Source organism: Amycolatopsis melonis (assembly GCF_040064235.1).
GTDB classification, from domain to species: Bacteria; Actinomycetota; Actinomycetes; order Mycobacteriales; family Pseudonocardiaceae; genus Amycolatopsis; species Amycolatopsis melonis.
Map to the genome: position 1 here is coordinate 84818 of NZ_JBDZYD010000009.1, position 23397 is coordinate 108214.

22 protein-coding genes are annotated in these 23397 nt (G+C 70.6%); 7 read left to right on the forward strand and 15 right to left on the reverse strand.

What is annotated here, in order from left to right; genetic code table 11:
* Entirely contained in the window at positions 1–2052 is a 2052-nt protein-coding gene (locus ABJI51_RS24200; protein ID WP_348953652.1) for a DNA gyrase/topoisomerase IV subunit B, read from the reverse strand.
* A gap of 134 nt (positions 2053–2186) precedes the next feature.
* Positions 2187–3623 carry a phospholipase D-like domain-containing protein gene (locus tag ABJI51_RS24205; protein ID WP_348953653.1) on the reverse strand — a complete coding sequence of 479 codons (1437 nt, stop codon included), beginning with the start codon at positions 3621–3623 and terminating at the stop codon, positions 2187–2189.
* Positions 3624–3732: 109 nt separating this feature from the next.
* Between ABJI51_RS24205 and ABJI51_RS24210 the strand changes: the two genes are divergently transcribed.
* Complete coding sequence (locus ABJI51_RS24210; RefSeq protein WP_348953654.1) at positions 3733–4806, forward strand: LLM class flavin-dependent oxidoreductase; 1074 nt, start codon at positions 3733–3735, stop codon at positions 4804–4806.
* Positions 4803–5381, forward strand: coding sequence for an FMN reductase (locus tag ABJI51_RS24215; RefSeq protein WP_348953655.1), 579 nt, complete (start codon positions 4803–4805; stop codon positions 5379–5381). Before ABJI51_RS24210 ends, ABJI51_RS24215 begins: the two co-directional genes overlap by 4 nt.
* 565 nt (positions 5382–5946) lie before the next feature.
* Here ABJI51_RS24215 and ABJI51_RS24220 read toward each other — a convergent pair.
* The 4 genes from ABJI51_RS24220 to ABJI51_RS24235 form a co-directional block, all read right to left on the reverse strand.
* Positions 5947–7104, reverse strand: coding sequence for an HNH endonuclease signature motif containing protein (locus ABJI51_RS24220; protein ID WP_348953973.1), 1158 nt, complete (start codon positions 7102–7104; stop codon positions 5947–5949).
* An 89-nt stretch (positions 7105–7193) separates the two neighbouring features.
* Complete coding sequence (locus ABJI51_RS24225) at positions 7194–7814, reverse strand: dihydrofolate reductase family protein (RefSeq protein WP_348953656.1); 621 nt, start codon at positions 7812–7814, stop codon at positions 7194–7196.
* A 1-nt stretch (position 7815) separates the two neighbouring features.
* A complete protein-coding gene (locus ABJI51_RS24230) occupies positions 7816–8286 on the reverse strand; it encodes an SRPBCC family protein (RefSeq protein WP_348953657.1) in 471 nt (156 codons plus the stop codon).
* Positions 8283–8618, reverse strand: a complete 336-nt coding sequence (locus ABJI51_RS24235; protein ID WP_348953659.1) for an ArsR/SmtB family transcription factor — start codon at positions 8616–8618, stop codon at positions 8283–8285. The genes ABJI51_RS24230 and ABJI51_RS24235 overlap by 4 nt, the downstream gene beginning before the upstream one ends.
* Before the next feature lie 143 nt (positions 8619–8761).
* Here ABJI51_RS24235 and ABJI51_RS24240 point away from each other — a divergent pair, with 143 nt between their 5' ends.
* Both ABJI51_RS24240 and ABJI51_RS24245 read left to right on the forward strand, forming a co-directional pair.
* On the forward strand, positions 8762–10222 hold the full coding sequence (locus tag ABJI51_RS24240; RefSeq protein ID WP_348953661.1) for a serine hydrolase domain-containing protein: 1461 nt from the start codon (positions 8762–8764) through the stop codon (positions 10220–10222).
* Positions 10189–10614 (forward strand): PGPGW domain-containing protein, encoded by a 426-nt coding sequence (locus ABJI51_RS24245; RefSeq protein ID WP_348953662.1) that lies wholly within the window; start codon positions 10189–10191, stop codon positions 10612–10614. The genes ABJI51_RS24240 and ABJI51_RS24245 overlap by 34 nt, the downstream gene beginning before the upstream one ends.
* A 54-nt stretch (positions 10615–10668) precedes the next feature.
* Here ABJI51_RS24245 and ABJI51_RS24250 read toward each other — a convergent pair whose 3' ends face one another.
* The 6 genes from ABJI51_RS24250 to ABJI51_RS24275 form a co-directional block, all read right to left on the reverse strand.
* Complete coding sequence (locus tag ABJI51_RS24250) at positions 10669–11064, reverse strand: carboxymuconolactone decarboxylase family protein (RefSeq protein ID WP_348953664.1); 396 nt, start codon at positions 11062–11064, stop codon at positions 10669–10671.
* Positions 11065–11140: 76 nt separating this feature from the next.
* Positions 11141–13606: a LamG-like jellyroll fold domain-containing protein gene (locus ABJI51_RS24255; RefSeq protein ID WP_348953665.1), complete on the reverse strand. Its 2466-nt coding sequence runs from the start codon at positions 13604–13606 to the stop codon at positions 11141–11143.
* Positions 13607–13636: 30 nt separating this feature from the next.
* Positions 13637–14605 carry an ABC transporter permease gene (locus ABJI51_RS24260; RefSeq protein WP_348953666.1) on the reverse strand — a complete coding sequence of 323 codons (969 nt, stop codon included), beginning with the start codon at positions 14603–14605 and terminating at the stop codon, positions 13637–13639.
* Positions 14602–15552 (reverse strand): ABC transporter permease, encoded by a 951-nt coding sequence (locus ABJI51_RS24265; RefSeq protein ID WP_348953667.1) that lies wholly within the window; start codon positions 15550–15552, stop codon positions 14602–14604. The genes ABJI51_RS24260 and ABJI51_RS24265 overlap by 4 nt, the downstream gene beginning before the upstream one ends.
* Complete coding sequence (locus ABJI51_RS24270; RefSeq protein WP_348953669.1) at positions 15545–17101, reverse strand: sugar ABC transporter ATP-binding protein; 1557 nt, start codon at positions 17099–17101, stop codon at positions 15545–15547. The genes ABJI51_RS24265 and ABJI51_RS24270 overlap by 8 nt, the downstream gene beginning before the upstream one ends.
* Positions 17101–18168, reverse strand: coding sequence for an ABC transporter substrate-binding protein (locus ABJI51_RS24275; protein ID WP_348953671.1), 1068 nt, complete (start codon positions 18166–18168; stop codon positions 17101–17103). The genes ABJI51_RS24270 and ABJI51_RS24275 overlap by 1 nt, the downstream gene beginning before the upstream one ends.
* 153 nt (positions 18169–18321) lie before the next feature.
* On the opposite strand from ABJI51_RS24275, the gene ABJI51_RS24280 reads away from it, so the two are divergent.
* On the forward strand, positions 18322–19326 hold the full coding sequence (locus tag ABJI51_RS24280; protein ID WP_348953672.1) for a LacI family DNA-binding transcriptional regulator: 1005 nt from the start codon (positions 18322–18324) through the stop codon (positions 19324–19326).
* Positions 19327–19330: 4 nt separating this feature from the next.
* On the opposite strand, the gene ABJI51_RS24285 is transcribed toward ABJI51_RS24280, so the two are convergent.
* Both ABJI51_RS24285 and ABJI51_RS24290 read right to left on the reverse strand, forming a co-directional pair.
* Complete coding sequence (locus ABJI51_RS24285; protein ID WP_348953673.1) at positions 19331–20482, reverse strand: AAA family ATPase; 1152 nt, start codon at positions 20480–20482, stop codon at positions 19331–19333.
* Between the two features lie 25 nt (positions 20483–20507).
* The gene (locus tag ABJI51_RS24290) at positions 20508–21014 is read right to left on the reverse strand and encodes a winged helix-turn-helix transcriptional regulator (protein ID WP_348953674.1); all 507 of its coding nucleotides are present in this window, start codon (positions 21012–21014) and stop codon (positions 20508–20510) included.
* Positions 21015–21114: 100 nt separating this feature from the next.
* Here ABJI51_RS24290 and ABJI51_RS24295 point away from each other — a divergent pair, with 100 nt between their 5' ends.
* A complete protein-coding gene (locus ABJI51_RS24295) occupies positions 21115–21819 on the forward strand; it encodes an SDR family oxidoreductase (protein ID WP_348953675.1) in 705 nt (234 codons plus the stop codon).
* Positions 21820–21939: 120 nt separating this feature from the next.
* Positions 21940–22503 carry a TetR/AcrR family transcriptional regulator gene (locus ABJI51_RS24300; protein WP_348953974.1) on the forward strand — a complete coding sequence of 188 codons (564 nt, stop codon included), beginning with the start codon at positions 21940–21942 and terminating at the stop codon, positions 22501–22503.
* Between the two features lie 14 nt (positions 22504–22517).
* Here the strand turns inward: ABJI51_RS24300 and ABJI51_RS24305 are convergent, their stop codons facing one another.
* Positions 22518–23390: a phosphotransferase family protein gene (locus tag ABJI51_RS24305; protein ID WP_348953676.1), complete on the reverse strand. Its 873-nt coding sequence runs from the start codon at positions 23388–23390 to the stop codon at positions 22518–22520.
* Between the last annotated feature and the right edge of the window lie 7 nt (positions 23391–23397).

The window sequence follows — 23397 nt, forward strand, 5'->3', positions numbered from 1 at the left end:
TCAGGCGTCGATGGCTTCGCGGTCGACCCGGTCGGAGGAGGCGACCAGCCAGTTCCGCCGGGGCTCGACCTTCTCGCCCATCAGCAGTTCCAGCGCCGCCTCCGCGGCTTCGGCGTCGTCGAGGGTGATGCGGCGCACCGAGCGCGTCGCCGGGTTCATCGTGGTCTCCCACAGCTCGTCGGCGTCCATCTCGCCGAGACCCTTGAACCGCGGCACCGGCGTGACGATGTTCTTGCCCGCCCGCTCCAGCTCGGCGAACTTCTGCTCCATCTCCCGCTGGGTGAAGGTGAAGTGCGTCTCCGGGTTGCGGCCCTTCGTGACGAGCTTGTGCAGCGGCGGCATCGCCGCATACAGCCTGCCGTCCTCGATCACCGGGCGCATGTACTTCGCGAACAGCGTGATCAGCAGCGTCCGGATGTGCGAGCCGTCGACGTCGGCGTCGGCCATCAGGATCACCCGGCCGTAGCGCATCGCCGACAGGTCGAAGGTGCGGCCGGTACCCGCGCCGAGCACCTGCACGATCGAGGCGATCTCGGCGTTCTTCAGCGTGTCGCCGAGTGAGGCCTTCTGGACGTTGAGGATCTTGCCCCGCAGCGGCAGCAGCGCCTGGTACTCGGACACGCGCGCCATCCGCGCCGACCCGAGCGCGCTGTCGCCCTCCACGAGGAACAGCTCGCTGCGCGAGACACCGGTGGTGCGGCAGTCGACCAGCTTCGCCGGCATCGCCGCGCCCTCCAGCGCGGTCTTGCGCCGGGCGGCGTCCTTCTGCTGCTTCTGGGTGAGCCGGACGCGGGAGGCGTCGACCACCTTCTGCAGCACGACCTTGGCCTCGGACTTCGTCTTGCGGTCCTCGGTCCACGCCTTGACGTGCTTGTCGACGATGCCCTGGATGACCCGGGTGATGCCGGTGGTGGACAGCTCGTCCTTGGTCTGGGAGGTGAACTGCGGCTCCGGCAGCCGGACGTGGATCACCGCGGTCATGCCTTCGAGGACGTCCTCGATCGTCGGCATGTCCTCCTTGGGCTTGAGCAGCCCGCGGGTCTTGGAGATGGCCTCCTGCAACGCCTTCGTCACCGCGCGGTCGAAGCCGCGGCGGTGGGTGCCGCCGTGGACGTTGCGGATCGTGTTGGTGAAGCACTCGACCGTGCGCTCGTAGCCGGTGCCCCAGCGCAGCGCCACCTCGACCTCGGCGTGACGCTCCACATTGGACTGCATGACGCCCGCCGCGTCGGCCGCGTTCTCCTTGTAGGTGCCTTCGCCGGTGATCAGCAGCGTGCCGCAGACCGGCTTCTCGCCCGACGGGGTGAGGAAGTCGACCATGTCGACCAGTCCGTTCGGGAAGTGGAAGGTCTCCTCGTTGATCGTGTCCTCGATGGCCGTGCGCAGCACGTAGGTGACGCCGGGCACGAGGAAGGCGGTGTTGCGCAGCTTGGTCCGCACGCCTTCGACGTCCAAGGCCGCGCCCGACTCGAAGTAGCGCGCGTCGTACCAGTAGCGGATGGACGTGCCGCTGCGCTCGCCGCGCTTCATCTTCCCGACGACGTTCAGCCCCGACCGGCGGGTGAACTTCGCCTTCGGGCCCGGCCCGTCGAAGGTGCCCGGGACGCCGTGCTTGAACGACATCTGGTGGACCTTGCCGTCCTGCTTCACCGTGACGTCGAAGCGGTGCGACAGCGCGTTGACCGCCGAAGCGCCGACGCCGTGCAGGCCACCGGAGGTCTTGTAGCCGGAGCCGCCGAACTTGCCGCCGGCGTGCAGCCGCGTCAGCACCAGCTCGACGCCGGACAAACCGGACTTGGCGTGGGTGCCGGTCGGGATGCCGCGGCCGTCGTCGTCGACCTGGACGCTCCCGTCGGCGTGCAGCGTGACGACGATCTTCGTCGCGTAGCCGGCCACGCCCTCGTCCGTGGAGTTGTCCACGACCTCGGAGAAGAGGTGGTTGATGCCCCGGCTGTCGGTGGAGCCGATGTACATCCCGGGGCGTTTGCGGACGGCTTCGAGACCTTCGAGATGCGTCAGGTCGTCGGCCCCGTACAAGGTCTCGGCAGTCACAGGGTCGTTCTCCCGGATCGTGGCTCGCGAAAGTGCTGGTGGTGGTGCGGACTGGCCTGCACCGTAGTGCAGGATATCCGCCCGCCCCGACAGTTTTCGCGCGCCGGGCGTCCCGGGAGTGGCGAAGGCCGCCCCTAACGGGGGTCGTAGCCCAGGTCGGGCCACAGGCCCAGCAGGGCTTCGATCTTCCGCGGGACCTGGAAGCTGTTCCGGAAGTTCGGCTTCTCGCCGATCGCGGCGAGTGCCTTGCGGAGGTCGCCGAAGACCGGCTTGGCCGCCGACTCGCGGGTCAGCACGTAGCAGTACGTGCGCCGCGGGTAGGCGAACTCGTCGGCGTAGGCGTGCAGCACCAGGCCCGGCGCCTCGATCCGCGACCCGACCAGCGCGCGGCCCTGCTTCTGGCTGTAGACGCGGATCACGTGCACGCCGGGGCGCAGGGTGCGCGGCGGGTCCTGGCCCTGGCCGTCGTCGGCCCAGAACAGCTCGACGCGGAACGGCGATTCGCCGTTTTCGCCGGGGTGGGTGTACTCGCGGGCGAGTTCTTCCAGGCGGTACTCGGCCTCGGCGGACGGTTCGCCGCCTTCGACGAGGCTGACCAGGTACAGCTCGGCAGGCCGCGGCCAGGCCGGGCGCGGGACGTCGGTGCTTTCGGGGCTCGGCTCGTTCGCCACGCCGGGTGCAGCAACCGGTTCCGCTGTGGTGGGTGACTCGATCGGCGGGGCCGGGCGAACCGGTGTGGGCGGCGTCTCGGCGACCGGTGCGGGCGGCGGGGTCGCGGGCGCTGCGGATGTTCCGGGCGCTGCGGGTGTGCCGGGCGCTGCGGGTGTGCCGGGCGTTGCGGACGTTGCGGGCCGGACCGGGGACGACGGTGGGACCGCGGGCCGCACCGGTGAGGACGGCGGGACTGCTGGCCGGACCGGCGAAGACGGCGGGACTGCGGGCCGCACCGGCGAGGGCGGCGGGGTCGCGGCGGCCGGGCGCACCGGCGTCGCCGGGCGGCTGGTCACCACCGGGCGGGCGGGCGTGGCGGTCCGGGCCGCCGCCGTCCGCGGTGCGGGCTTGCCGGCGCCGTACTGCTCCAGCAGCGGCTCCAGGTCGCCCGCGGTCAGGGCGGGCCCGGCGAGGTCGCACCACTCGAGCCAGGCCTCCTGTGCCTCCTCGACGGTGTGCTTCTCGTGCGAGACCGTGACGGCTTCGAACAGCTGCCGCGGGCCGGCGGCGGTGACGTCGGCCGAGCCGACCACGACGAACGACGGGTCGTCCTCGGCGATCACCAGCTTGGCGTTCAGCCCGCGCAGCGAGTGCACGATCACGCCGGCCTTCACCCAGTGCAGCAGGGCGTGCGGGCTCGTCGCGCCCGACTGCACCATGTCGAGGCTCGCGTCCGTGATCAGCGTGTCCCCGGGTTCCAGGGGTAGCAGGGCAGCCGCGCCGGGACCGACGTGACCGAAGGCGGCCACGAGGTTCCTGCGCGGGGTGAGCAGGGGGGTGATCGAGGCCCAGATGTCGCGGCCCGTGAGGAGTCGTACCGAACGTTCCGACAGGCCCAGCCGAGCGAGCTCCGCGTCCATGCCCTTGACCTTACTTGGTGCCTTCCGGGGACCTGACGGCCGGAATATCTCTTGCTTGGAAGTAGTTGAACGCGCATGTAAGGTGGGGGCTCGCGAAGGGAGTCAGGTCATGCAGTTCGGAATCTTCACGGTGGGCGACGTCACGACCGACCCCACGAACGGCACCACGCCGACGGAGCACGAGCGGATCAAGGCGATGGTCCGCATCGCCCTCAAGGCGGAGGAGGTCGGCCTCGACGTCTTCGCGACGGGCGAACACCACAACCCGCCCTTCGTGCCCTCGTCGCCGACGACGATGCTCGGCTACATCGCGGCGCAGACGTCGAAGATCATCCTGTCGACGTCGACGACGCTGATCACGACGAACGACCCGGTGAAGATCGCCGAGGACTTCGCGATGCTGCAGCACCTCGCCGACGGCCGCGTCGACCTCATGATGGGCCGCGGCAACACGGGCCCGGTGTACCCGTGGTTCGGCCAGGACATCCGCCAGGGCATCCCGCTGGCGATCGAGAACTACGCGCTGCTGAGGAAGCTGTGGCGCGAGGACGTCGTCGACTGGTCGGGCAAGTTCCGCACGCCGCTGCAGGGCTTCACGTCCACGCCGCGCCCGCTCGACGGGGTCCCGCCGTTCGTCTGGCACGGGTCCATCCGCAGCCCGGAGATCGCCGAGCAGGCCGCGTACTACGGTGACGGGTTCTTCGCCAACCACATCTTCTGGCCGACTTCGCACTTCCAGCAGCTGATCGGGTTCTACCGCCAGCGCTACGAGCACTACGGCCACGGATCGGCGGACCAGGCGATCGTCGGGCTGGGTGGCCAGGCGTTCATCCGCCCGCGGTCCCAGGACGCGTGGAACGAGTTCCGGCCGTACTTCGACAACGCGCCGGTGTACGGGCACGGGCCGTCGCTGGAGGAGTTCACCGACCAGACACCGCTGACGGTGGGCAGCCCCCAGGAGGTCATCGACAAGACGCTGACCTTCCGCGAGCACTTCGGCGACTACCAGCGCCAGCTCTTCTTGATGGACCACGCGGGCCTGCCGCTGAAGACGGTCCTGGAGCAGCTGGACCTCCTGGGTGAGCAGGTGATCCCGGTGCTGCGCAAGGAACTGGACGCACTGCGCCCGGCGCACGTCCCGGAGGCACCGACGCACGAATCGCTGAAGGGAGCGCTGGTATGAAGCTGGCGGTGGTGACGGCGGGCCTGTCGGTCCCGTCGTCGACAAGGCTCCTGGCAGACCGCCTGGCCGCGGCCACGGTCGCCGCGGCCGGCTCGCCGGTGTCGGTTTCCGTGGTGGAGCTGCGCGATATCGCGTTGGACGTGACGAAGAATCTGCTGACGGGATTTCCGAGCCCGGCGCTGCGTTCGGCGATCGAGACGGTGACCGGAGCGGACGCGCTGATCGCGGTCACGCCGGTGTTCACGGCCGGGTACAGCGGGTTGTTCAAGTCATTCTTCGACGTGCTGGACGCGGATTCCCTGGTGGGGAAGCCGGTACTGCTCGGAGCCACGGGCGGGACGGAGCGGCATTCCCTGGTACTGGACTATCAGCTGCGGCCGTTGTTCGGGTATCTCAAGGCCGATCCGGTGGCTACCGGGGTCTATGCCGCTTCTTCGGACTGGGGGAGCGGGGAGGGTGCTCTGCAGCGGCGGATCGAGAAGGCTGGTGGGGAGCTGGCTTCCTTGGCTGAGGGGCGGGTTGGGGACTCTGGGGCTCCGGAGTTCGTGCCGTTTGAGCAGCTGCTTGCGGAGTAGGTAGGTTCTGGTGAGTGGGGCCCGTGGCCGGTGGCTGCGGGCCCTTTCTTGTTGGTTGGGTTGCTTCGGTTGGGGCGTGGGCTGGTCTGGCGGTCGGGTTGGTCCTGGAATTCGGTTGGTTGGCCGGGGCGCGGTGCTTTGGACGGCTGGCCGGTGGCGCTGGAGGCTGGGTGCCGGGGTGGCTTGCTTGTCGGGGCGTCGCGGTTGCTTGGGCGAGTGGGAGGGTGTGGGCGGGACGAGGTTGGTGCTGGGGTGTGACGTCGCGGGGACTTGGGGACTGTCCGGGTTTCGCTGGGGTTCTGGATGGAGGTGCTGCCTTGCGAGGCGATCAGTGGGCCGGCCGTGGGGCGCGGTGCTTGGACGAGTGGACGGGGGCGCTGGAGTTCGGGGGGTGAGGTTGGTCCTGTTGGGGGGCGGGGGTTCGGCTGGCTGTGATGTGGGGTGCGAGCGATGCTTGGGGGAGCGGCTGAGTCCCGAGTGGAGGCGCGGCCTTGCGCGGCGATCACCGAACAACTTGGGACGTGGGTGTAGGCCCGTAGCCGTGTGGCTGCGGGCCTGTCCCCGGTTACGCTGCGAATGGCAGCGGTTCGTGGAGGTTGTTGCGTCGGGGTTTTCGGCGTTTGTCCAGCCAGGTTGGTGGCAGGAACTCTGGTAGGCCGTCGGCCGCGATCCGGACTTCCCAGCCAGAACGGTGCAGCAGCCGGTGGTGGTGGGCGCACATCAGGACCAGGTTGCCTAGTTCGGTGGGTCCGCCTTCGGACCAGTGGCGGATGTGGTGGCCTTGGCAGTGTCGGGGTGGTCGATGGCAGCCCGGGAACGCACATCCCCGGTCGCGCAGGTATAGGGCCCGGCGGATACCGGGTGGGACGAGGCGTCGGAGGCGTCCGACGTCGAGGGGTTCGCTGTGGCTGCCCAGCACTGCGGGGATGATCATGCAGTCGCAGGCGTGGAGGCGTGCTTCGGCGGCGGAGATGCTGCCGGTATCACCGAGGATGGCTTTGCCGATGCCGGTCTTCAAGTCCTCGAGGGAGATCGCGACCATCACGTGGGCGCGTTCCCCGGCCTGCATGGGGAGTTCGGGCGAGTTGGCGGCGAGATCCATCGCATCGGAGAACGCATCGCCGTAGCGTTCCAGCGGGGAGCGCAGATCCGGGCCTTCGTCGGTGGAGCGCCGCTGGGCGAGGGCGTCGAGGACGGCGCTGGCCCGGGTGCCGGTCTCATCATCGAACCGGCCGTGTAGCTCCCAGACTCCGGATCTTTTGCGTCGCAAGGAAAGTTCGCGGTCGGGGCGGGCGGGTTCGGTTTCCTGAGGGGGCTGGCCGTCGGGATGAAGGTGGGCCAGGATCCGTGCACCGAGAACAGCGACCTGCTTGTGCCCAGCATCAGCCGCAAAGCCCAGCAGGTCCTGCTCAACCCGGTCCCGGTGCTCAAGAGGAGTATCCCGCAGCACACCGACGATGGTGTCGATCATCGGGTTGCTCAACCGTCCCTCGCGGGCCACGACAGCAACCTCGGGAGCCAAAGCAGGAAGCGGCGTGCCATCGAGGGCAAGGCCGGGCTGGAGGTGCCGGGCCCGCTTGACCAAGACTTCCGCGGCCTGCCGTGGAAGATCGGCAAGGTGCTCCAGAAGCCGCGCCACGGAACGGTATCCGAAGAGATCCATGACCCCGCGCTGCTCCACACCGACGAGGAGAGCACCGAGCGCAGCCTCGCAGGACCGCATGGTCGCGAGCAGCTCACCGATGCGGTCGGCGATGGCGACCGCATCGGCGTGCAGGGCGAAGGTTCTGTCCACAAACCCAGGTTGCCCGATCATCGAACACCTGTCATCACTCGATCGGTTACTCCGCAAAGGACGGACATACTCGATGCCGCAGGTGCGTAACCCCTTCCCCGGCAACAACCTCCACGCACTCCAGCGAGGGCATCCCCGGCGGAGAGATTCTCGAAGTACCGGATCCCCTCCCCGAGGAAAACCGGAACGAGATCGATCCGCACCTCGTCGAGAAGCCCGAGCTTCAGGCACTGCTGCGCAATACTCGGCCCGGAGACCCCGACGGTCCCGTCGCCGGCCGCCTTGGCGAGGGAGATGGCCGTGGGGACGTCCGGGCAGAACCTGAACGGTGGCACCGGTTCTGCCGGTGGGCGGTGCGTCACGACGAAGGCCGCTCCGGCGCCCGGCGGTCGGCCGCCCCAGCCGTTTGTGTAGTCGAACACCCTGCGGCCGCACACGAAGGCGCTGTGGCGCATCGACTCCAGGAAGTCGGCCAGATACCGGGCGCTGGCCGGGGCCACACGGAACGTCGTCGGGTAGCCGACCATCGGGAGCTCGACCTCGCCCGCCGTGTACCAATCGAAGAGCGGCCCGACGCTGTCGTCGGGCCGTGCCACGAATCCGTCCAGCGACATGCAGAAGCTGGCGACCACCGGCATCTCAGGCTTCCTTCGCCAGTAGCTCGTCCAGCTGCTCGTACCCCTCGACGATGCCGGACTCCATCCCGCTCGCCACCATCGCGTCCCGTGCCTCGACCGACGGGAACACCGACCGCACCTGCACTCGCGTGCCGCCGTCGGTCTCGGTGAGCGTCATCGTCTCCAGGCAGACCTCGCCCGGGGCTCCTTCGAACTCGAACGTCTGGATGATCCGCGAATCCTCCTCGACGCTGTGGAACACCCCGCGGAACCGGAACTCGCCGCGGTCTGCCCGGTGCACGTAGCGGTAGCTGCCACCGGACCGCGCGTCGAACTCCAGGATCTCCATCTCCAAATCGCGCGGGCCCAGCCACTGCTTGACCAGGTCCGGCTCGGTGTGGGCGCGGAACACCGCCGGCTTCGGGGCGGCGAACTCGCGCGTCACCTCGATGAACGGGGTGCCGGGCTGGGCCGTGATCGTGGTGCCGGTCATGACTGCTCCTTGAGGGTTTCGAGGACGGCGTCGAGCCGCCGGTGACTTTGTTCGGTGGCCAGCCGGTACCTGTCGATCCAGCTGGTCAGTGCCTCCAGGGCGGACGGCACGAGGTGGCACGGCCGCCGCTGGCCGTCGCGGGTTCGGGTGATCAGGCCCGCCTGCTCCAGGACCTGGATGTGGCGGGAGATCGCCTGCTTGGTGATCGCGAAGGGCTCCGCCAGCTCGTTGACCGTCGCCTCGCCGCGGGACAGCCGGGCGACGATCGCCCGGCGTACCGGGTCGCCGAGCGCGGTGAACGCCCGGTCCAGAGCCTCCTCGTCAACCGCCATCTTTATCAACCAATCTGTTTATCAACCGATATGTTGACTATAGGACGAGGCACACGAGCCGTCAAGAAGGTGCCGAAAGTAGGGGGTCGGCGGAGCCGTCCGGCAGGCGCCGACGCGCCCCTTCGCTGCCTACCTTGATCCCCATGACCAGGCTTTTCCTCGTGCTCGCGGCCCTGCTGCTCGGGACCGCGACCCCCGCGGCCGCGGCGGCGCCGCACCCCGATGTCGACTCCTACGTCCGCGCCTACCTCGACCACACCGGGCTGCCCGGTGCCGCCGTCGCCGTCACCCACGGTGCCGACGTCGTCCGCATCGCCGGGTACGGCCACGACTCCGCCGGGACGCCGATCACCGAGTCGACCCGGCTGCCGATCGCGTCGGTGAGCAAGTCCATGACCGCCTTCGCCGTGCTCCAGCTGGCCGAAGCCGGACGGCTCAATCTCGACCAGCCCGTGGCGCGCTACCTGCCGGAGTTCCGGCTCGCCGACCCGCGTGGCGCGCGGATCACCGTCCGGATGCTGCTCGACCAGACGTCCGGGATGGCCGACTCCGCGTTCCCCGACCTGACGCTGCCGCAGCCGCACAGCCTCGCCGAAGCCGTCACGCGCCTGCAGGACGCGCAGCTCGCCGACGAGCCCGGCACGAAGTTCCACTACCACAACCCGAACTACGAGGTGGCCGCCCGGATCGTCGAGGTCGTGTCCGGGCAGCCGTTCGACGGCTACCTGCGGACGCGGCTGTTCCTCCCGCTCGGGATGACCGCCAGCACGACCGTCGACGCGCCGCCCGCGGACCTCTCGCCCGGATACGTGCGCGCGTTCGGCATCCCCGTTCCCGTCGCCGAGCGGGACTGGTTCACCGGGGGCAGCCACGGTGTGCTGACCACCGCGCAGGACATGGCCCGCTGGCTGGTCGCGCAGCGCGACGGCGGGGGTGTCCTGTCGCCGTCGTCGGTCGCGCTCGCCCACACCCCGGCTCCCGGCCGCGACTACGCGCTGGGCTGGCGGCTCGGCGGTGACGGGCGGCTGTCGCACACCGGCGAGTGGTTCAGCCACACGGCCGCGCAGGTGCTGCTGCCCGGCGGCTACGGCGTCGCGGTCTTCGCCCCCACCGGCCTTGCCCTGGACAACGACGCCGAGACGCTGGCGCAGGGCCTGGCCACGCTGCTGGCGGGTGGCTCGCCGGAGCCGTCGCTGCCCGCCGGGGTCGTCGCCGACTGGGTGCTCGCCGGGTTCATCCTGCTCGCGGTGGTGCTCGCCGTGCTCGGCGTCCGCCACGCGCGACGGTGGGCCGGCCGCCGGACCGGCCGGTGGCGGGCCGGGCTGCGGCTGCTGCCGTGCCTGCTGCCGTTGGTGACGCTGGTGCTGCTGCCGGAGCTGATGAGCGTCGTGTTCGCCGGCCGACAGGGCACCTTCGGGCAGATCCTGTACGTCTGGCCCGGACTGGTGATCACCCTCGCCGCGGCCACGCTCTGCGCGTTAGTCGTGGTAGGAGCGCGGGTAAAGGCTCTCGTGAGTGGCACCCACCGGCCGGGACGGGAAGAATCGGCCGAAACGACGGGAGTGGTGGCGTGGGGATCGGCAAACAGGCCAAGCGCGTCCTGATCGCGACGGCGGGCGCGGTCCTGCTGGTGGTCGGCGTGCTGCTGCTCGTCCTGCCCGGGCCCGGCCTGCTGCTGGTGCTCGCCGGGCTGCTGGTGCTCGCTTCGGAGTTCCCGGCACTCGAGCGGTACGTCGACCCGGTCCGCGACCGCGCGATGAAGGCGGCCGAGGACAGCGTGTCCTCGCCGTGGCGGATCGCCGGCTCGGTGCTCGCCGGGCTGGCGCTGCTGGCCGCCGGGATCGTCTGGGGACTGGTGCGGTCGCTGCCGTTCAGCGGCTGGAGCACCGGGTCGAGCCTGATCCTGTCGTCGGTGATCCTGTTCGCGCTGCTGGGCTGGAGCTATCGCCGTGTGAAGTCGCGCCGGAAAGCCGGGGCGAAGGCCGAACAGCGCTGAAGGACACCTTCCTTGCACGAGATGCAAGGAAGGTGCCCTTCAGCTCGGCGTGCGTCAGTCCGTGGTCACCGGGAGCAGGCCGCGCTCGGCGAAGACCTTCTTGGCGGTGAACGTCGCGTTCAGCGCCTTCGGGAATCCACAGTAGACAGCCGAGTGCAGCAGCGCCTCGATGATCTCGGCCGGGGTCAGCCCGACGTTGAGCGACGCGTTGACGTGCACCTCCAGCTGCGGCTCGCAGCCGCCGAGCGCGGTCAGCATGCCGAGGGTGACCAGCTGGCGGTCCCGCGGCGGCAGCCCCGGGCGGGCGTAGATCTCGCCGAATCCCCAGGACACGACCGCCTCCGCCAGTGCGGGGGAGACGTCGGCGAGGTTGTCGAGCACACGCTGCCCGCTCTCGCCGTCGATCGCGTTCAGGGTCTTCAGGCCACGCTCGAAGCGCTCGTCGGTCATCTCGGGTTCCTTTCCCCCAGGTCGTCCTGACGGGATCGACAGTAGGGGCTGGAGCGCACTCCAGGTCAACGGGTGCCTACTTCCCACTGGCGTACAGCGCGCTGACGTCCGCGTCGGACAGTGCCCGGTCGTAGACGTGCACCTGGTCGACCGCGCCGTTGAGGAAGTCGACCGGGCCGCCGCCGTACTGGCCACGGCCGATCACCGTGTGCCCGGTGGACGCCTCGCCGAGGCAGACGCTCTTCGTGGCCGCCAGCTGGCCGTCCACGTACAGCTTCAACGTGCCCGACGCCGCGTCTCGGACGCCGACGAGGTGGTACCAGCGGTTCGGCTCCGGGGCCGTCGGCGCCAGCGCCCGCGTGCCCACGAAGCTGAACGCCAGCCGGTGGTCCGCGCCCGAGTACTGCAGGAAGAACGCGCTGTGGTCGCCGCCGTCCTGGCTCACCACCGTCTGGAAGCCGTCACCCACGGCGGTGAACTTCACCCACGCCGCCGCGCTGTAGCTGCCTTCGGTGTTCAGCAGCGCCGCCCCCGTGTCCGCGTACTGGCCGGAACCGTTGACCGCCAGTGCCGAGCCGCTCTTGCCCGCGGTCCAGGACGCGCCGCCGACGAGCGTGGCGTCGTGGCCGCCCACGATGTCCTTCGCCACCGTGCCCGCGTTCTCGTCGAACGGGTACGCGGCGATGCCGTCGATGCCCGGCGTGCCCGACGGCACCGATGGCCCGGCCACCGGCGCGCCGGTCGCGCCCTTGATCACCGCGAGGTTCGCCGCGCGGACCGCCGCGAAGTCCATCTTCTTCACCTGCCGGTCGTAGGTGAAGAAGCCGTTGACCTCCTTCTCGACGTCGGTGGTCTGCGTGTAGACGCCCGCGGACACGCCGCAGCGCTGCGCGACCTGGAGAAGCCGCTGCTGCAGCTCGCCGTAACGCCGGGTCAGTGTCGCGCTGTCGGGCTCCATCTCGTACGCGAAGCTGCCTGCCGCGTCGAACTCGTGCCCGGCCACCTTCAGGCCGAGACCGCCGTACTCGCCGTCGACCGCCGCCCGCGGGCCGCTCTGCATCGGTGCGCCCGGGCCGGTGTAGGTGTGGTCGTCGTAGACGTCGCCGCGGCCGCTGTCCGGTTCGGACCGGCAGCAGTTGACCCCGGATTCGGCGTTGACCAGGCGCGTCGGGTCCCACGCCTTGACCTGGTCGGCGATCCGGCCGACCTCGTAGTCGCCCCAGCCCTCGTTGAACGGCACCCACATGACGATCGACGGGAAGCTGCGGTGCTGGTCGATCATCCGCTTCAGTTCCGACTCGAAGGTGACGCGCGCGGCCGCGGACGGCTCGACGTCGTCCTTCATCGCCGGCATGTCCTGCCAGACCAGCAGGCCGAGCTTGTCGGCGTAGTAGTACCAGCGGTCCGGTTCCACCTTGATGTGCTTGCGGACCATGTTGAAGCCGAGCGCCTTCTCCTGCTCCAGGTCGAACTTCAGGGCCGCGTCGGTCGGCGCGGTGTAGATGCCGTCCGGCCAGAACCCCTGGTCGAGCGGGCCGACCTGCATGACGAACTTGCCGTTGAGCAGCATCCGCTGCTTGCCGTCGGCGGTCTTGCCGAGCCCGATCGACCGGAGGCCGAAGTAGGAGCCGGCCTCGTCGCCCGACGGGATGAGCCGCACGCGCAGGTCGTAGAGGAACGGGTCGTCCGGCGACCACAGGTGCGGCCGGTCCACCTTGAGCTGCAACGGCTTGTTCGCCTCGCCGCTCACGCGCCCGACCGGGCGGCCGTGGTCGTAGGCGACGGCTTCGACGCGCTGGCGCACCGGGCCGCCGACGACGGCGTTGACCGTGACCGACCCGGACGCGACGTCCGGGGTGAGGTCGAGCCGGTCGATGTGGGCCGGGGCCACCGGTTCCATCCAGACGGTCTGCCAGATGCCGGACGTCGGCGTGTAGAAGATGCCGTCGCCGGGCCTGCGCTGCTTGCCGAGCGGCTGCCCGCCCTGGTCGTTCGGGTCGGCGACGCCGACGATCAGCTCCTGGTCCCGTGCCGTGGTCAGCGCGTCGGTGACGTCGACGGAGAAGGCGTCGTAGCCGCCGGTGTGGCGCGCGACGGTCCGGCCGTTGACAAGGATCGTCGCGTCGTAGTCGACCGCCTGGAAGTGCAGCAGGATGCGCTGCCCGCGCCAGTCGCGGGGCAGCTGGAACGTGCGGCGGTACCACATGTTCGTCTCGTGCCGCATGATCCCGGACAGCGCGGACTCGACCGGGTACGGCACGAGGATGCGCTCGCCGAGGGACCGGCCGACGGGCGCGGCCTCGCCCGGCTTGGCCGAGGCGAACTCCCAGACGCCGTTGAGGTTCTGCCACTTCGACCGTGTCAGCTGCGGTCTCGGGTACTCGGGCAGGGCGTTCGACGGCGAGACGTCGTTCGTCCACGGCGTGGACAGCGGGGGCGTGAGCCGCTGCCACTGCGGTGGCGACTCGGCGTTCGCGGCGGGCACCGCGAGGCCGGTGAAGAGCAGCGCCAGTGCGGCGGCGAGCCGGGCGGGACGGAACATCGGGGCGGACCTCCTGGTGGGGATGCGGAATCAGCGGATTCGGGACCGCGCCAGCAGGCGCTGGATCACCACGACGACGAGCAGGAAGGCCCCGCTCACCACCGTCTGGTAGTGGGAGTCCAAGGTGCCGATCTGGTTGATGACGTTCTGGATCAGCGTGCGCAGCAGCACGCCGACGAGCGTGCCGAGCACCGTGCCGGCGCCGCCGGTGAGCAGCGTGCCGCCGATGACGACGACCGAAATCGCGTCCAGTTCGGTGCCGACGCCGAGCACCGTGACGCCGGACTGCAGGTAGGCGGCGGTGAGGACGCCGGCAAAGCCGGCCAGCGCGCCGCTGAGGGTGTAGAGGCCGATCTTGGTGCGGGCGACCGGAATTCCCATCAGCACCGCCGACTGCTCGGCGCCGCCGACGGCGAACACGGACTGGCCGAACCTGGTGCGGCGCAGCAGCAGGCCGCCGAGCGCGAACAGGATCAGCGTCAGGTAGACCGGCACGCCGATGCCGAAGACCGTGCCCTGGCCCAGCCAGAGGAACGCCGAGCCGGAGTCCACTTTGTACGTTGTCGAGCCTTCGGACGTCAGCGCCAGCAGCAGTCCACGGGCGAACAGCAGCGACGCCAGCGTGACGATGAACGGCGCCATCCCGGTGCGGGCGATGAGCAGGCCGTTGACCAGCCCGATCAGCGAGCACACGGCCAGCGGCAGCAGGATCGCGACGAGCAGGCCGTACTGCGCGCCGTACGCGGCGAGGACGCCGCCGAGCGCGTAGTTCGAGCCGACCGACAGGTCGATGCCGCCGGAGATGATCACGAACGTCATGCCCAGCGCGATGATCGCCAGGAAGGAGCTCTGCAGGGCCAGGTCGCGCAGGTTGTCCGAAGACCCGAAATGGGGGAACGCGAACCAGGCGGCGGCAATGCCGAGCACGAGCACGACGGCCGCGCCCTGGCGCTGCAAAACCCCGGCGACCGCGGCATTCTGCGTGGTGGTGGTGGTCATCGGCGGCTCCGCTCGCGGGCGACGTAGACCGCGGCGACGATGATGGCCGCCTGGACCATCTGCGCGGTCGAGTCCGGCAGGTTGTGCTTGATGAGGGTGGCGTGCACCAGCTGCATGAGCAGCGCGCCGAAGACGGTGCCGAGCACGCGGACCCGCCCGCCGGTCAGCGGCGTGCCGCCGACGACGACCGCGGTGATCGCCGACAGTTCCATCAGCAGGCCGAGGTCGTTGGGGTCACTGGCGCCCAGCCGCGCCGTCGCCAGGACGCCGGCCACCGCGGCCAGCGCCCCGGAGATGACGTAGACGCCGGCGAGCACGCGTTTCACCGGCAGCCCGGCCAGGGTGCTCGCGGCGCGGTTGCCGCCGACGGCGACCAGGTGCCGCCCGAACGTCGTGCGCTGCACGAGAAGCCCGGCCAGCACCGCGAGCACGCCCGCGACGACGACCGTCACCGGAACGCCCAGGACGTCGCCGGTGCCGAGGGCGAGGAAGTCCGGGTTGTGCAGCTGGACGAGCTGCCCGTGCGCGATGACCAGGGCGAGCCCGCGGCCGCCGACGAGCAGTGCGAGGGTCGCGATGATCGGCTGGACGCCCAGGTGGGCCACCAGGTAGCCGCTGAACAGGCCGGACGCGACCCCGGCGAGGACGGCCACGAGGATCGCCGTCAGCGGGCCCGCGCCCAGGTAGAGCGGGACGAGCGCGGCGGCGATCGACATCACCGAGCCGACCGAGAGGTCGATGCCCTCGGTGCCGATCACCAGCGCCATCCCGAGCGCGACGATGCAGACCGGCGCCGCCTGCACCAGCTGCGTGCGGAAGTTGGCCGCGGACAGGAAGTTCTCGGTGAAGCCGAGGTTGAACAGCAGCAGCGCGACGACGGCGAGGTAGACGCCGTAGTCCTGCAGCCACGTGGTGACCTTCGCGCGGTCGAGAGTCCGGCTAGACATCGTTGTCATCCTCCGCGGCGATGGCCTTGAGGACGTTCTCCTCGGTGATGGCGTCCCCGGTCAGCTCGCCGGCCACCGTGCCGTCGCGCAGCACGACCACGCGGTCGGAACCGTCGATCAGCTCCTCCAGCTCGGACGAGATGAGCAGCACGCCGAGCCCTTCACGGGCGAGTTCGTCGATCAGGGCCTGGACCTCGGCCTTCGCGCCGACGTCGATGCCGCGCGTCGGCTCGTCGAGCAGCAGCACCTTCGGGCCGGTGGCCAGCCAGCGGGCGAGCAGCACCTTCTGCTGGTTGCCGCCGGACAGGTCGGCCACCTTCTGCTCCGGGCTCGCCGCCTTGATCCGCAGGCGCTCGACGAAGATGCGGACGATCCGGTCCTGTTTCGCCCTGCTCACCAGGCCGAACGGCGACAGCGACGGCAGCGCGGCCAGGACGATGTTCTCGCGCACGGACAGGTTCGGGATGATCCCGTCGGTCTTGCGATCCTCGGCCAGCAGCGCGATCCCGGCCCGCATGGCGGCCTTGATCCGGCCGCGCTTGAGCGGTTTCCCGGCCAGCAGCACGGTCCCGCCGTCGAGCGGGAACGCGCCGACGATGGCGCGCGCGGTCTCGCTGCGGCCGGAACCGAGCAGCCCGGCCAGGCCGACCACCTCGCCGGGGCGGATGCTCACCGAGACGTCACGCAGTTTCCGCTGCCCGCTGAGGTGTTCCGCCCGCAGCAGGGGTTCGCGCTCGACGTCGTGCTCCTCGCCGAACGCCGTGACGCCCTCCTCGCGGATCTGCCGGATCTCCCGGCCGAGCATCAGCGACACCAGTTCGATGCGCGGCAACGGCTTCAATGGTCCACTGTGGACGACCCGGCCGTCGCGCAGCACCGTGACGCGGTCGCAGACCCGGTACAGCTCGTCCATCCGGTGGCTGACGTAGACCACCGCGATGCCCTGGGCGTGCAGCCGGCCCAGCACCGCGAACAGCGTCTCGACCTCGCGTGGTTCGAGCGACGACGTCGGCTCGTCCATGATGACGACCCTGGCGTCGGCCGAGGCCGCGCGGGCCAGCGCGACCATCTGCTGCGCGCCGACGCCGAGGGTGTGCAGCGGGCGCCGGACGTCGACGTCGAGGCCGTAGCCCCGGAGCAGTTCCCGGGCTTCGGCGTGCATCTTCGGCCAGTCGACCAGGCCGGCGCGCGTGCGCGGCTCGCGGCCGAGGAAGACGTTGCCCGCGATGCTCATCAGCGGGACGAGGTTGACCTCCTGGTGGATCGTCGAGATCCCGGCGCGCTGCGCGTCGGCCGGGCGCTTGAACGTCACCGGACGGCCGAGGTGGCGCACTTCGCCCGCGTCCGGCCGGTAGACGCCGGTGAGGACCTTGATCAGCGTGGACTTGCCTGCCCCGTTCTCGCCGACCAGCGCGTGCACCTCGCCGGGCCGCAGCGCGAAGCCGACGTCGTCGAGCGCGAGGGTGCCGGGGAACCGCTTGGTCACCCCGGTCACCTCGAGCACCGGCGCGGTCGTCATGGCGACGTCCTCTTCGGTGGCCGCCGTCATCAGTACGCGTTCCCGGCCTTCTGGGCGGCGTTGGTCTCGTCGTACTGGTCGTCGGTGATGACGATGCCCGCCGGGATCGGCTCGCCGTTCTCGAACTTCTGCAGTGTCTGGAAGGCCAGCGGGCCGAAGCGCGGGTTGGACTCGATCACGGCGTTGTAGCTGCCGCCGGCGATGAGCTGCACGGCGTTGCGGGTGCCGTCGATCGAGACGACCTTGACGTCCTTGCCGGGCGTCTTGCCCGCGGTCTTCAGCGCGTTGACCGCGCCGACGCCCATCTCGTCGTTCTCGGCGTAGACCGCGGTGACGTCCGGATGGCTCTGGATCAGCTGCTCCATCACGGCCTGGCCCTTCGAGCGGTCGAAGTCGCCGGTCTGCTCGGCCACCACGGTCAGCCCGGGTGTCCTGGCCAGCTCGTCCTTGAAGCCCTGGGTGCGGTCGGTGGTCACGTTGTTGCCGGACGAACCGAGGAGGATGACCACCTTGCCGGTGCCGCCGGTCGCCTTCGCCATCGCCTGGGCGGCGCGCTTGCCCTGCTGGACGAAGTCGGAGCCGATGAAGGTGAGGTAGTCGGTGCACGGCCGCGACGTCACCTTGCGGTCGATGGTGACGACCGGGACCTTCTTGGCCTTCGCGGCGTCGAGTGCGGGCTGCAGGCCGTCGGAGTTCAGTGGCGCGACGACCAGCAGCTGCGCGCCGCGGTCGAGCAGGGACTTGATGTCGCTGATCTGGCGGTTCAGGTCGCTCTGGGCGTTGGTGACCAGCAGGTTGGTGATGCCGAGCTTCGCGGCTTCGTCGCGAATGGACTGCGTCTCGGCGATCCGGAACGGGTTGGCTTCCTTTTCGGACTGGGAGAAGCCGACCACGGCGGTCTTGAGGTCGACCTTCGGATAGCCGGTCTTGGCGAGCGTGCAGCCGTCGGCGGCGGGGGCGGCGGGCTGGGCGCTCGCGGCGGGGCCGCCGCCGCTGGCCGGCGCCGCGGGCGTTTCCTCCCGGCTGGTGCAGGCAGTGAGTGTGAGCGCGGCTACGGCCAGCGCCACGACGGTCGGGCGGGGACGGGACGAAGGCACGGCGACTCCTCGGGCAGCATCGTTGGTGGCCCGCTCGCCGGGGTGACGATGGTCACCGCGGGAGCCTTGGGATACTTTTTACATCGTTGGAACAACGTTGTAAACCGGTCGGGCCCGGCTACACTTCGTGCTCACACTCGGAAGGGACTGCCCGTGACCGTGACGCTCAAGGACGTCGCTTCGCTCGCCGGAGTGTCGGTGAAGACGGTGTCGAACGTCGTGAACGGCTACGCCTTCGTCAAGCCGGAGAACCGCCGCCGCGTCGAGGAGGCACTGGCGGCGACCGGATACCGGCCGAACATCGGCGCCCGCAACCTCCGCCGCGGCCGCACGGGCTTCCTGGCGCTGATGGTGCCGGAGCTGTCCATCCCGTACTTCGGCGAACTGGCGGGCCTGGTCATCACGGCGGCGCAGAAGCGCGGGTGGAGCGTCCTGATCGAACAGACCCAGGGGACGCGGGAACGCGAGCGGGAGACACTGGCGTCGCTGGGCCCGCACCTGGTCGACGGCGCACTGGTCCACCCGGAGGCACTGGCGGCGGCGGACTTCCCGGCCGAGCCGGGCGCGATCCCGCTGGTGATGCTGGGCGAGCACGCGGTGGACGTCCCGTTCGACCACGTGGCGATCGACAACGTCCTGGCGGCCCGCATGGCGGTGACCCACCTGGCATCCCTGGGCCGCACCCGCATCGCGGCAATCGGCCGCAACCCGGCCCGCGGGACGTCGTCCCAGCGCCTGGCAGGCTACCGCGCGGGCCTGTCGGCAGCCGGACTGTCCTATTCGGACAAACTGGTGGCCCCGGCGGCGAAGTGGCACCGCGCCGAGGGAGCGTCGGCAATGCAGGCGCTGCTGTCGGCGGACCCCCGGCCGGACGCGGTGTTCTGCTTCAACGACCTGCTGGCGATCGGCGCACTGCGCGCGGTGGCGGAGCAAGGCCTGCGCGTCCCGGAGGACGTGGCGATCGTGGGCTTCGACAACAACGAAGAGAGCGCATTCTCGCTCCCGTCATTGACGACGATCGCCCCGGACAAAGCAGCCCTCGCCGAGGCGGCGGTCGACCTGGTGCACCGGCGGATCACGGGGGACAAGACATCGCCGCCGCAGGACATCCAGACCCCGTTCGCCCTGGAGATCCGGGAAAGCACCCGGGGCCGCTGACCGGTCAGCGGGCGGGCCAGTGCCAGGACGGGCGGTCCAGCAGTCCCTGCCCGGACAGCTTGGTCTCGCCGTTCTCCTTCTCCAGCTCCAAGGTCGTCACCTCCGCGATCTCCGACAGCGCCCGCGTCAGCACCACGGCGTGGGAGACCACCACCAGCTGGGTCTCCTTGGCCGCCGTCGCGATCAAGGCCGCCAGTGGCGGGAGGAGGTCCGGGTGGAGGCTCGTCTCCGGCTCGTTGAGGACCAGCAGCTCCGGGGGACGCGGGGTCAGCAGGGCCGCCACCCACAGCAGGTAGCGGAGCGTTCCGTCCGACAGCTCCGCCGCCGACAGCGGGCGGAGCAGGCCCGGCTGGTGGAAGTGCAGGGACAGCACGCCGTCCTGGGATGACACCGACACCGTCGATCCCGGGAATGCCGCGTCGATCAGCGAAGCCAGGTCCGAAGCGCGGCCTGTCTCGATGATCGTCTGCAGGGCCGCCGCCAGGTCCGCGCCATCGGTGGACAGGACCGGGGTGCGGGTGCCGATGGCCGGACGGCGGGCCGGGGCCGCCGCGTCCGTGCGGAAGTGGTCGTAGAACCGCCACGAGCGGATGCGCTCGCGGACCACCAGCAGTTCCGGGCAGGCTCGCGGGTCGGCGAACTCGCTCAGCATGCTGTCCGCCGTCCGGATCTCGAAGCGGTCCGTGCCCCACGCTCCGGACGCGATCCGCGTGCGCACCGACGGGCCCGACCGCTCGGCCACCAGCGCCGACGGCCGCAGCACCGGGCCCGACCACACCGCTTCCCGCTTGAACTCCGGGTCCAGGTTGAACATCGTCCGCCCCGGCACCGGCAGGCCAAGGTCGAGCGCATACCCGTACTCGTCGCCCGCGAACCCGAGCCGCAGCGCGACGGGCTTCCGGCGCACCGTGCCCTGCGCCCGGGACCCCGCGCGGGTGCCCGTCTCCGGGCCCGCCCACAACGTCGACGGCAGGCCGCCTTCGCGCGCCAGTGCCGCCACCGCGCCGTTGCGGGACGCGTCCGCCAGCAGCCGCAGTGCCCGGTACAGGCTCGACTTGCCGCTGCCGTTCGCGCCGGTGACGACCGTCAGCCCGGACAGGGGCAGCACCAGCTCGCGCAGCGAACGGTAGTTCTCGACGGCCAGCGTGGTGAGCATGCGTCGAACCTAACGCGGGCCGGCCTTACCGGTCCTCCGCGGCGTTCACCGGTTCCGCCAGGGGGATCTCGTCCGGGCCCAGCCAGCTGCTGCGCCACGCCAGGTCGTCCCTGGCCAGGGGTTTTCCGCAGCTGTCGCACTTGGCGCCCGGGCGGGTGGGCCGGCCGCAGCGGGTGTGGATCAGGCTCATCGGGCCCGCGCTCTTCTCCGCCGACGTGTGCGCGTCGCCCCAGGCGCCGAGGGCGTGCAGTACCGGCAGTGCGTCCGAGCCGGCCTGGGTGAGGCGGTACTCGTGGCGGGTCCGGCCGCCGTCGCGGTAGGGGAGCCTGGTCAGCAGGCCGCGGTCGACGAGCTTGGCCAGCCGGGTCGTCAGCACGTTGTCGGCGATGCCGAGCTGGCTGCGGAAGTCCTCGAACCGGGTGGTGCCCGCGGTGGCGTTGCGCAGGATCAGCAGCGTCCACGGCTCGCCGAGGACGTCGGCGGCGCGCGCGATCGGGCAGGGGGCGTCCGCCCAGGTGATGCGACGGCTCATGGGTGCTCCCTTCGAGCTGACTTGCTGCGCGCAAGTTTACGCCGTAGGGTCTGCCGTAGCTGGCTTGCACAGAGCAAGTCAGGTGTGAGAGGAGTTCGCCATGGAGATCACGGGTGCGGTGGCGCTGGTCACCGGGGCCAACCGGGGACTCGGCCGCCGGTTCGCCGCCGCTCTGCTCGAGCGCGGCGCGGCGAAGGTCTATGCCGCGGCCCGGAATCCGGAGTCGATCGACCTCCCCGGCGTCGTCCCGCTGCGGCTCGACGTCACGGATCCGGAGTCGGTCCGGGCCGCCGCCGCGGCCGCCGGGGACGTGACGCTGCTGGTCAACAACGCCGGGTCGGCGACCGGGGCGTCCCTGCTCGGCGGGTCACTCGAGGACATCCGGCTGGAGATGGACACGCACTACTTCGGCACCCTGGCCGTGACCCGCGCGTTCGCGCCGATCCTCGAGCGCAACGGCGGCGGCGCGGTGCTCAACGTCCTGTCGGTGCTGTCCTGGATCACCGCCCCGGAGGCGGGGGCCTACTCGGCGGCGAAGGCGGCGGCGTGGTCGCTGACCAACGCGCTGCGCCTCGAACTGGCCCCGCAGAAGACGCAGGTGACCGGCCTGCACGTCGGGTACATGGACACCGACATGGCGAAGCACGTCGACGGCCCGAAGACCGACCCGGCGGTCGTGGCGGGGCTCGCGCTGGACGCCGTCGAACAGGGCCGGTTCGAGGTGCTCGCCGACGACGTCAGCCGGACCGTGCGGGCCGGGCTGTCCGGCGAACTCGCGGTTCTGTACCCGGCGCTGGTTTCCTGAAGCGCTTTCCGGACCCCGGAATACGCCGGGCACCGCCGCGGGCGTATGAATGGGGAGGTGCCGGGAAACGTCGAAGCCGGAAACGGCCGAACGAGAAACCGCTGGGGCGAAGGCGAACGGCTGCGCGGGGAGATCCTGGCGGCGGCCGGCCGGCTGCTCGCCGAGCTCGGCGGCGAGGACGGGCTGACGATCCGCGGCGTCGCCCGCGCGGTCGGCATCGCACCGGCGAGCATCTACCAGCATTTTTCCGATCGTGCGGAATTGGTCCGTGGGCTGCTCGACCACGAATACGCGCGGCTGGCCGAATCGATGCGCGCGGCGGAGGAGTCGCTCGGCGAAACCGACGTGGTCGGCCGGGTACGGGCGCAGATTCACGCGTACTGCGCGTTCGCCATGGAGAACCCGGGACATTACCGGCTGATGCTGGCGAACGGCGCGTCCCGGCCGGCCCCGGGCGCCCCGCCGGAAGGGCCGCTGCTGGAGGTGATCGACCGCCTGGCGGCAGGTTTCGAGCGCTGCGTCGAGGCGGGCCACCCGCTGCGCGTGACCCCGGGCCGCGCGGCGGCGGTGGTGTTCGTGGGCGCGCACGGCCGGGTCGCGCTGTTTCACAGCGTGCTCAACCGCACCGGGGCGGAGCTGGTGGAACCCTTCGTCGACGAACTGGTGTCGCTGGTCTTCGCCTGATCACGCGCGCCGATTCAAAGCGCACGCTGCACGGTATCGAGAACCTCGGCCAGCCGCCGCCGGACGAACCGGGCTCGGGCCGGGTCGGAATCCTGGCGGGGCACCATCTCCACCGCCATGATCAACCCCAGGTACAGCCGGTACAGCGCCAGGCGCCGGAGGGCGGCCGGGTCGAAACCGGGTACGCCGTAACCCTCCAGCAGTTCCGGGTCCAGGTCGCGGAGCAGCGTCAGCGACACGAACTCCGCCACCGGGTCGCCCCAGAACGCGCGCTCGGCGTCGATGATGCCCGACACGCCGCCGCCGTCGAGGAGGATGTTGCCCTCCCACAAATCGAAGTGGACCAGGACCGGGGTGGTCACCTGCGCCAGCAGTGGCTCGTGGCGGCGCACCAGGTGCGCGATCTCCGCCGCCGGGCGGGGCAGCCGCACCTCGTAACGGGCCGCGTCCGCGAGGATCGCGTCGACCATCGCCGTGAATGCCGCGGGCCACGTCGGGTGCAGCGGGTCCTGCGGGTAGCCGAATCCGTCGCCGGTTGTCTCGTGCAGGCCGGCCACGATCGCGCCCAGCTCGCGGCGCAGGTGCGGGCCCGTGTCGCGCACCTGGGACCACGGGATGCCCGGGACCTCCGTCATCAGCAGGAATCCCGGCCCGGCGCCGACCACCGACGGCAGCGGCCCGCGGACCCGGCGGTAGTACTCCGCTTCGGTTTCCAGCAGGCCGTGCTCGTACGTCAGCCCCGGAGCGGACGGCGCGATCTTGAGGACCAGCCGCCGTCCGTCCGTGAGCCGGAGGCGGATCGCCGTGTTGTACGTTCCGCCGCCGATGTTCTCGGCCGACGCCACCAAAGCCGGGTCGATGCCCGCCGCCGTCAGTTCTGCCCGCACACCACCG

Coding starts and splice junctions, on each gene's coding strand:
- ABJI51_RS24205 (WP_348953653.1), bottom strand. CDS start 3,623: ATGGACGCGGAGCTCGCTCGGCTGGGCCTGTCGGAACGTTCGGTACGA.
- ABJI51_RS24210 (WP_348953654.1), top strand. CDS start 3,733: ATGCAGTTCGGAATCTTCACGGTGGGCGACGTCACGACCGACCCCACG.
- ABJI51_RS24215 (WP_348953655.1), top strand. CDS start 4,803: ATGAAGCTGGCGGTGGTGACGGCGGGCCTGTCGGTCCCGTCGTCGACA.
- ABJI51_RS24220 (WP_348953973.1), bottom strand. CDS start 7,104: ATGCGGTCCTGCGAGGCTGCGCTCGGTGCTCTCCTCGTCGGTGTGGAG.
- ABJI51_RS24225 (WP_348953656.1), bottom strand. CDS start 7,814: ATGCCGGTGGTCGCCAGCTTCTGCATGTCGCTGGACGGATTCGTGGCA.
- ABJI51_RS24230 (WP_348953657.1), bottom strand. CDS start 8,286: ATGACCGGCACCACGATCACGGCCCAGCCCGGCACCCCGTTCATCGAG.
- ABJI51_RS24235 (WP_348953659.1), bottom strand. CDS start 8,618: ATGGCGGTTGACGAGGAGGCTCTGGACCGGGCGTTCACCGCGCTCGGC.
- ABJI51_RS24240 (WP_348953661.1), top strand. CDS start 8,762: ATGACCAGGCTTTTCCTCGTGCTCGCGGCCCTGCTGCTCGGGACCGCG.
- ABJI51_RS24250 (WP_348953664.1), bottom strand. CDS start 11,064: ATGACCGACGAGCGCTTCGAGCGTGGCCTGAAGACCCTGAACGCGATC.
- ABJI51_RS24255 (WP_348953665.1), bottom strand. CDS start 13,606: ATGTTCCGTCCCGCCCGGCTCGCCGCCGCACTGGCGCTGCTCTTCACC.
- ABJI51_RS24260 (WP_348953666.1), bottom strand. CDS start 14,605: ATGACCACCACCACCACGCAGAATGCCGCGGTCGCCGGGGTTTTGCAG.
- ABJI51_RS24265 (WP_348953667.1), bottom strand. CDS start 15,552: ATGTCTAGCCGGACTCTCGACCGCGCGAAGGTCACCACGTGGCTGCAG.
- ABJI51_RS24270 (WP_348953669.1), bottom strand. CDS start 17,101: ATGACGGCGGCCACCGAAGAGGACGTCGCCATGACGACCGCGCCGGTG.
- ABJI51_RS24285 (WP_348953673.1), bottom strand. CDS start 20,482: ATGCTCACCACGCTGGCCGTCGAGAACTACCGTTCGCTGCGCGAGCTG.
- ABJI51_RS24290 (WP_348953674.1), bottom strand. CDS start 21,014: ATGAGCCGTCGCATCACCTGGGCGGACGCCCCCTGCCCGATCGCGCGC.
- ABJI51_RS24295 (WP_348953675.1), top strand. CDS start 21,115: ATGGAGATCACGGGTGCGGTGGCGCTGGTCACCGGGGCCAACCGGGGA.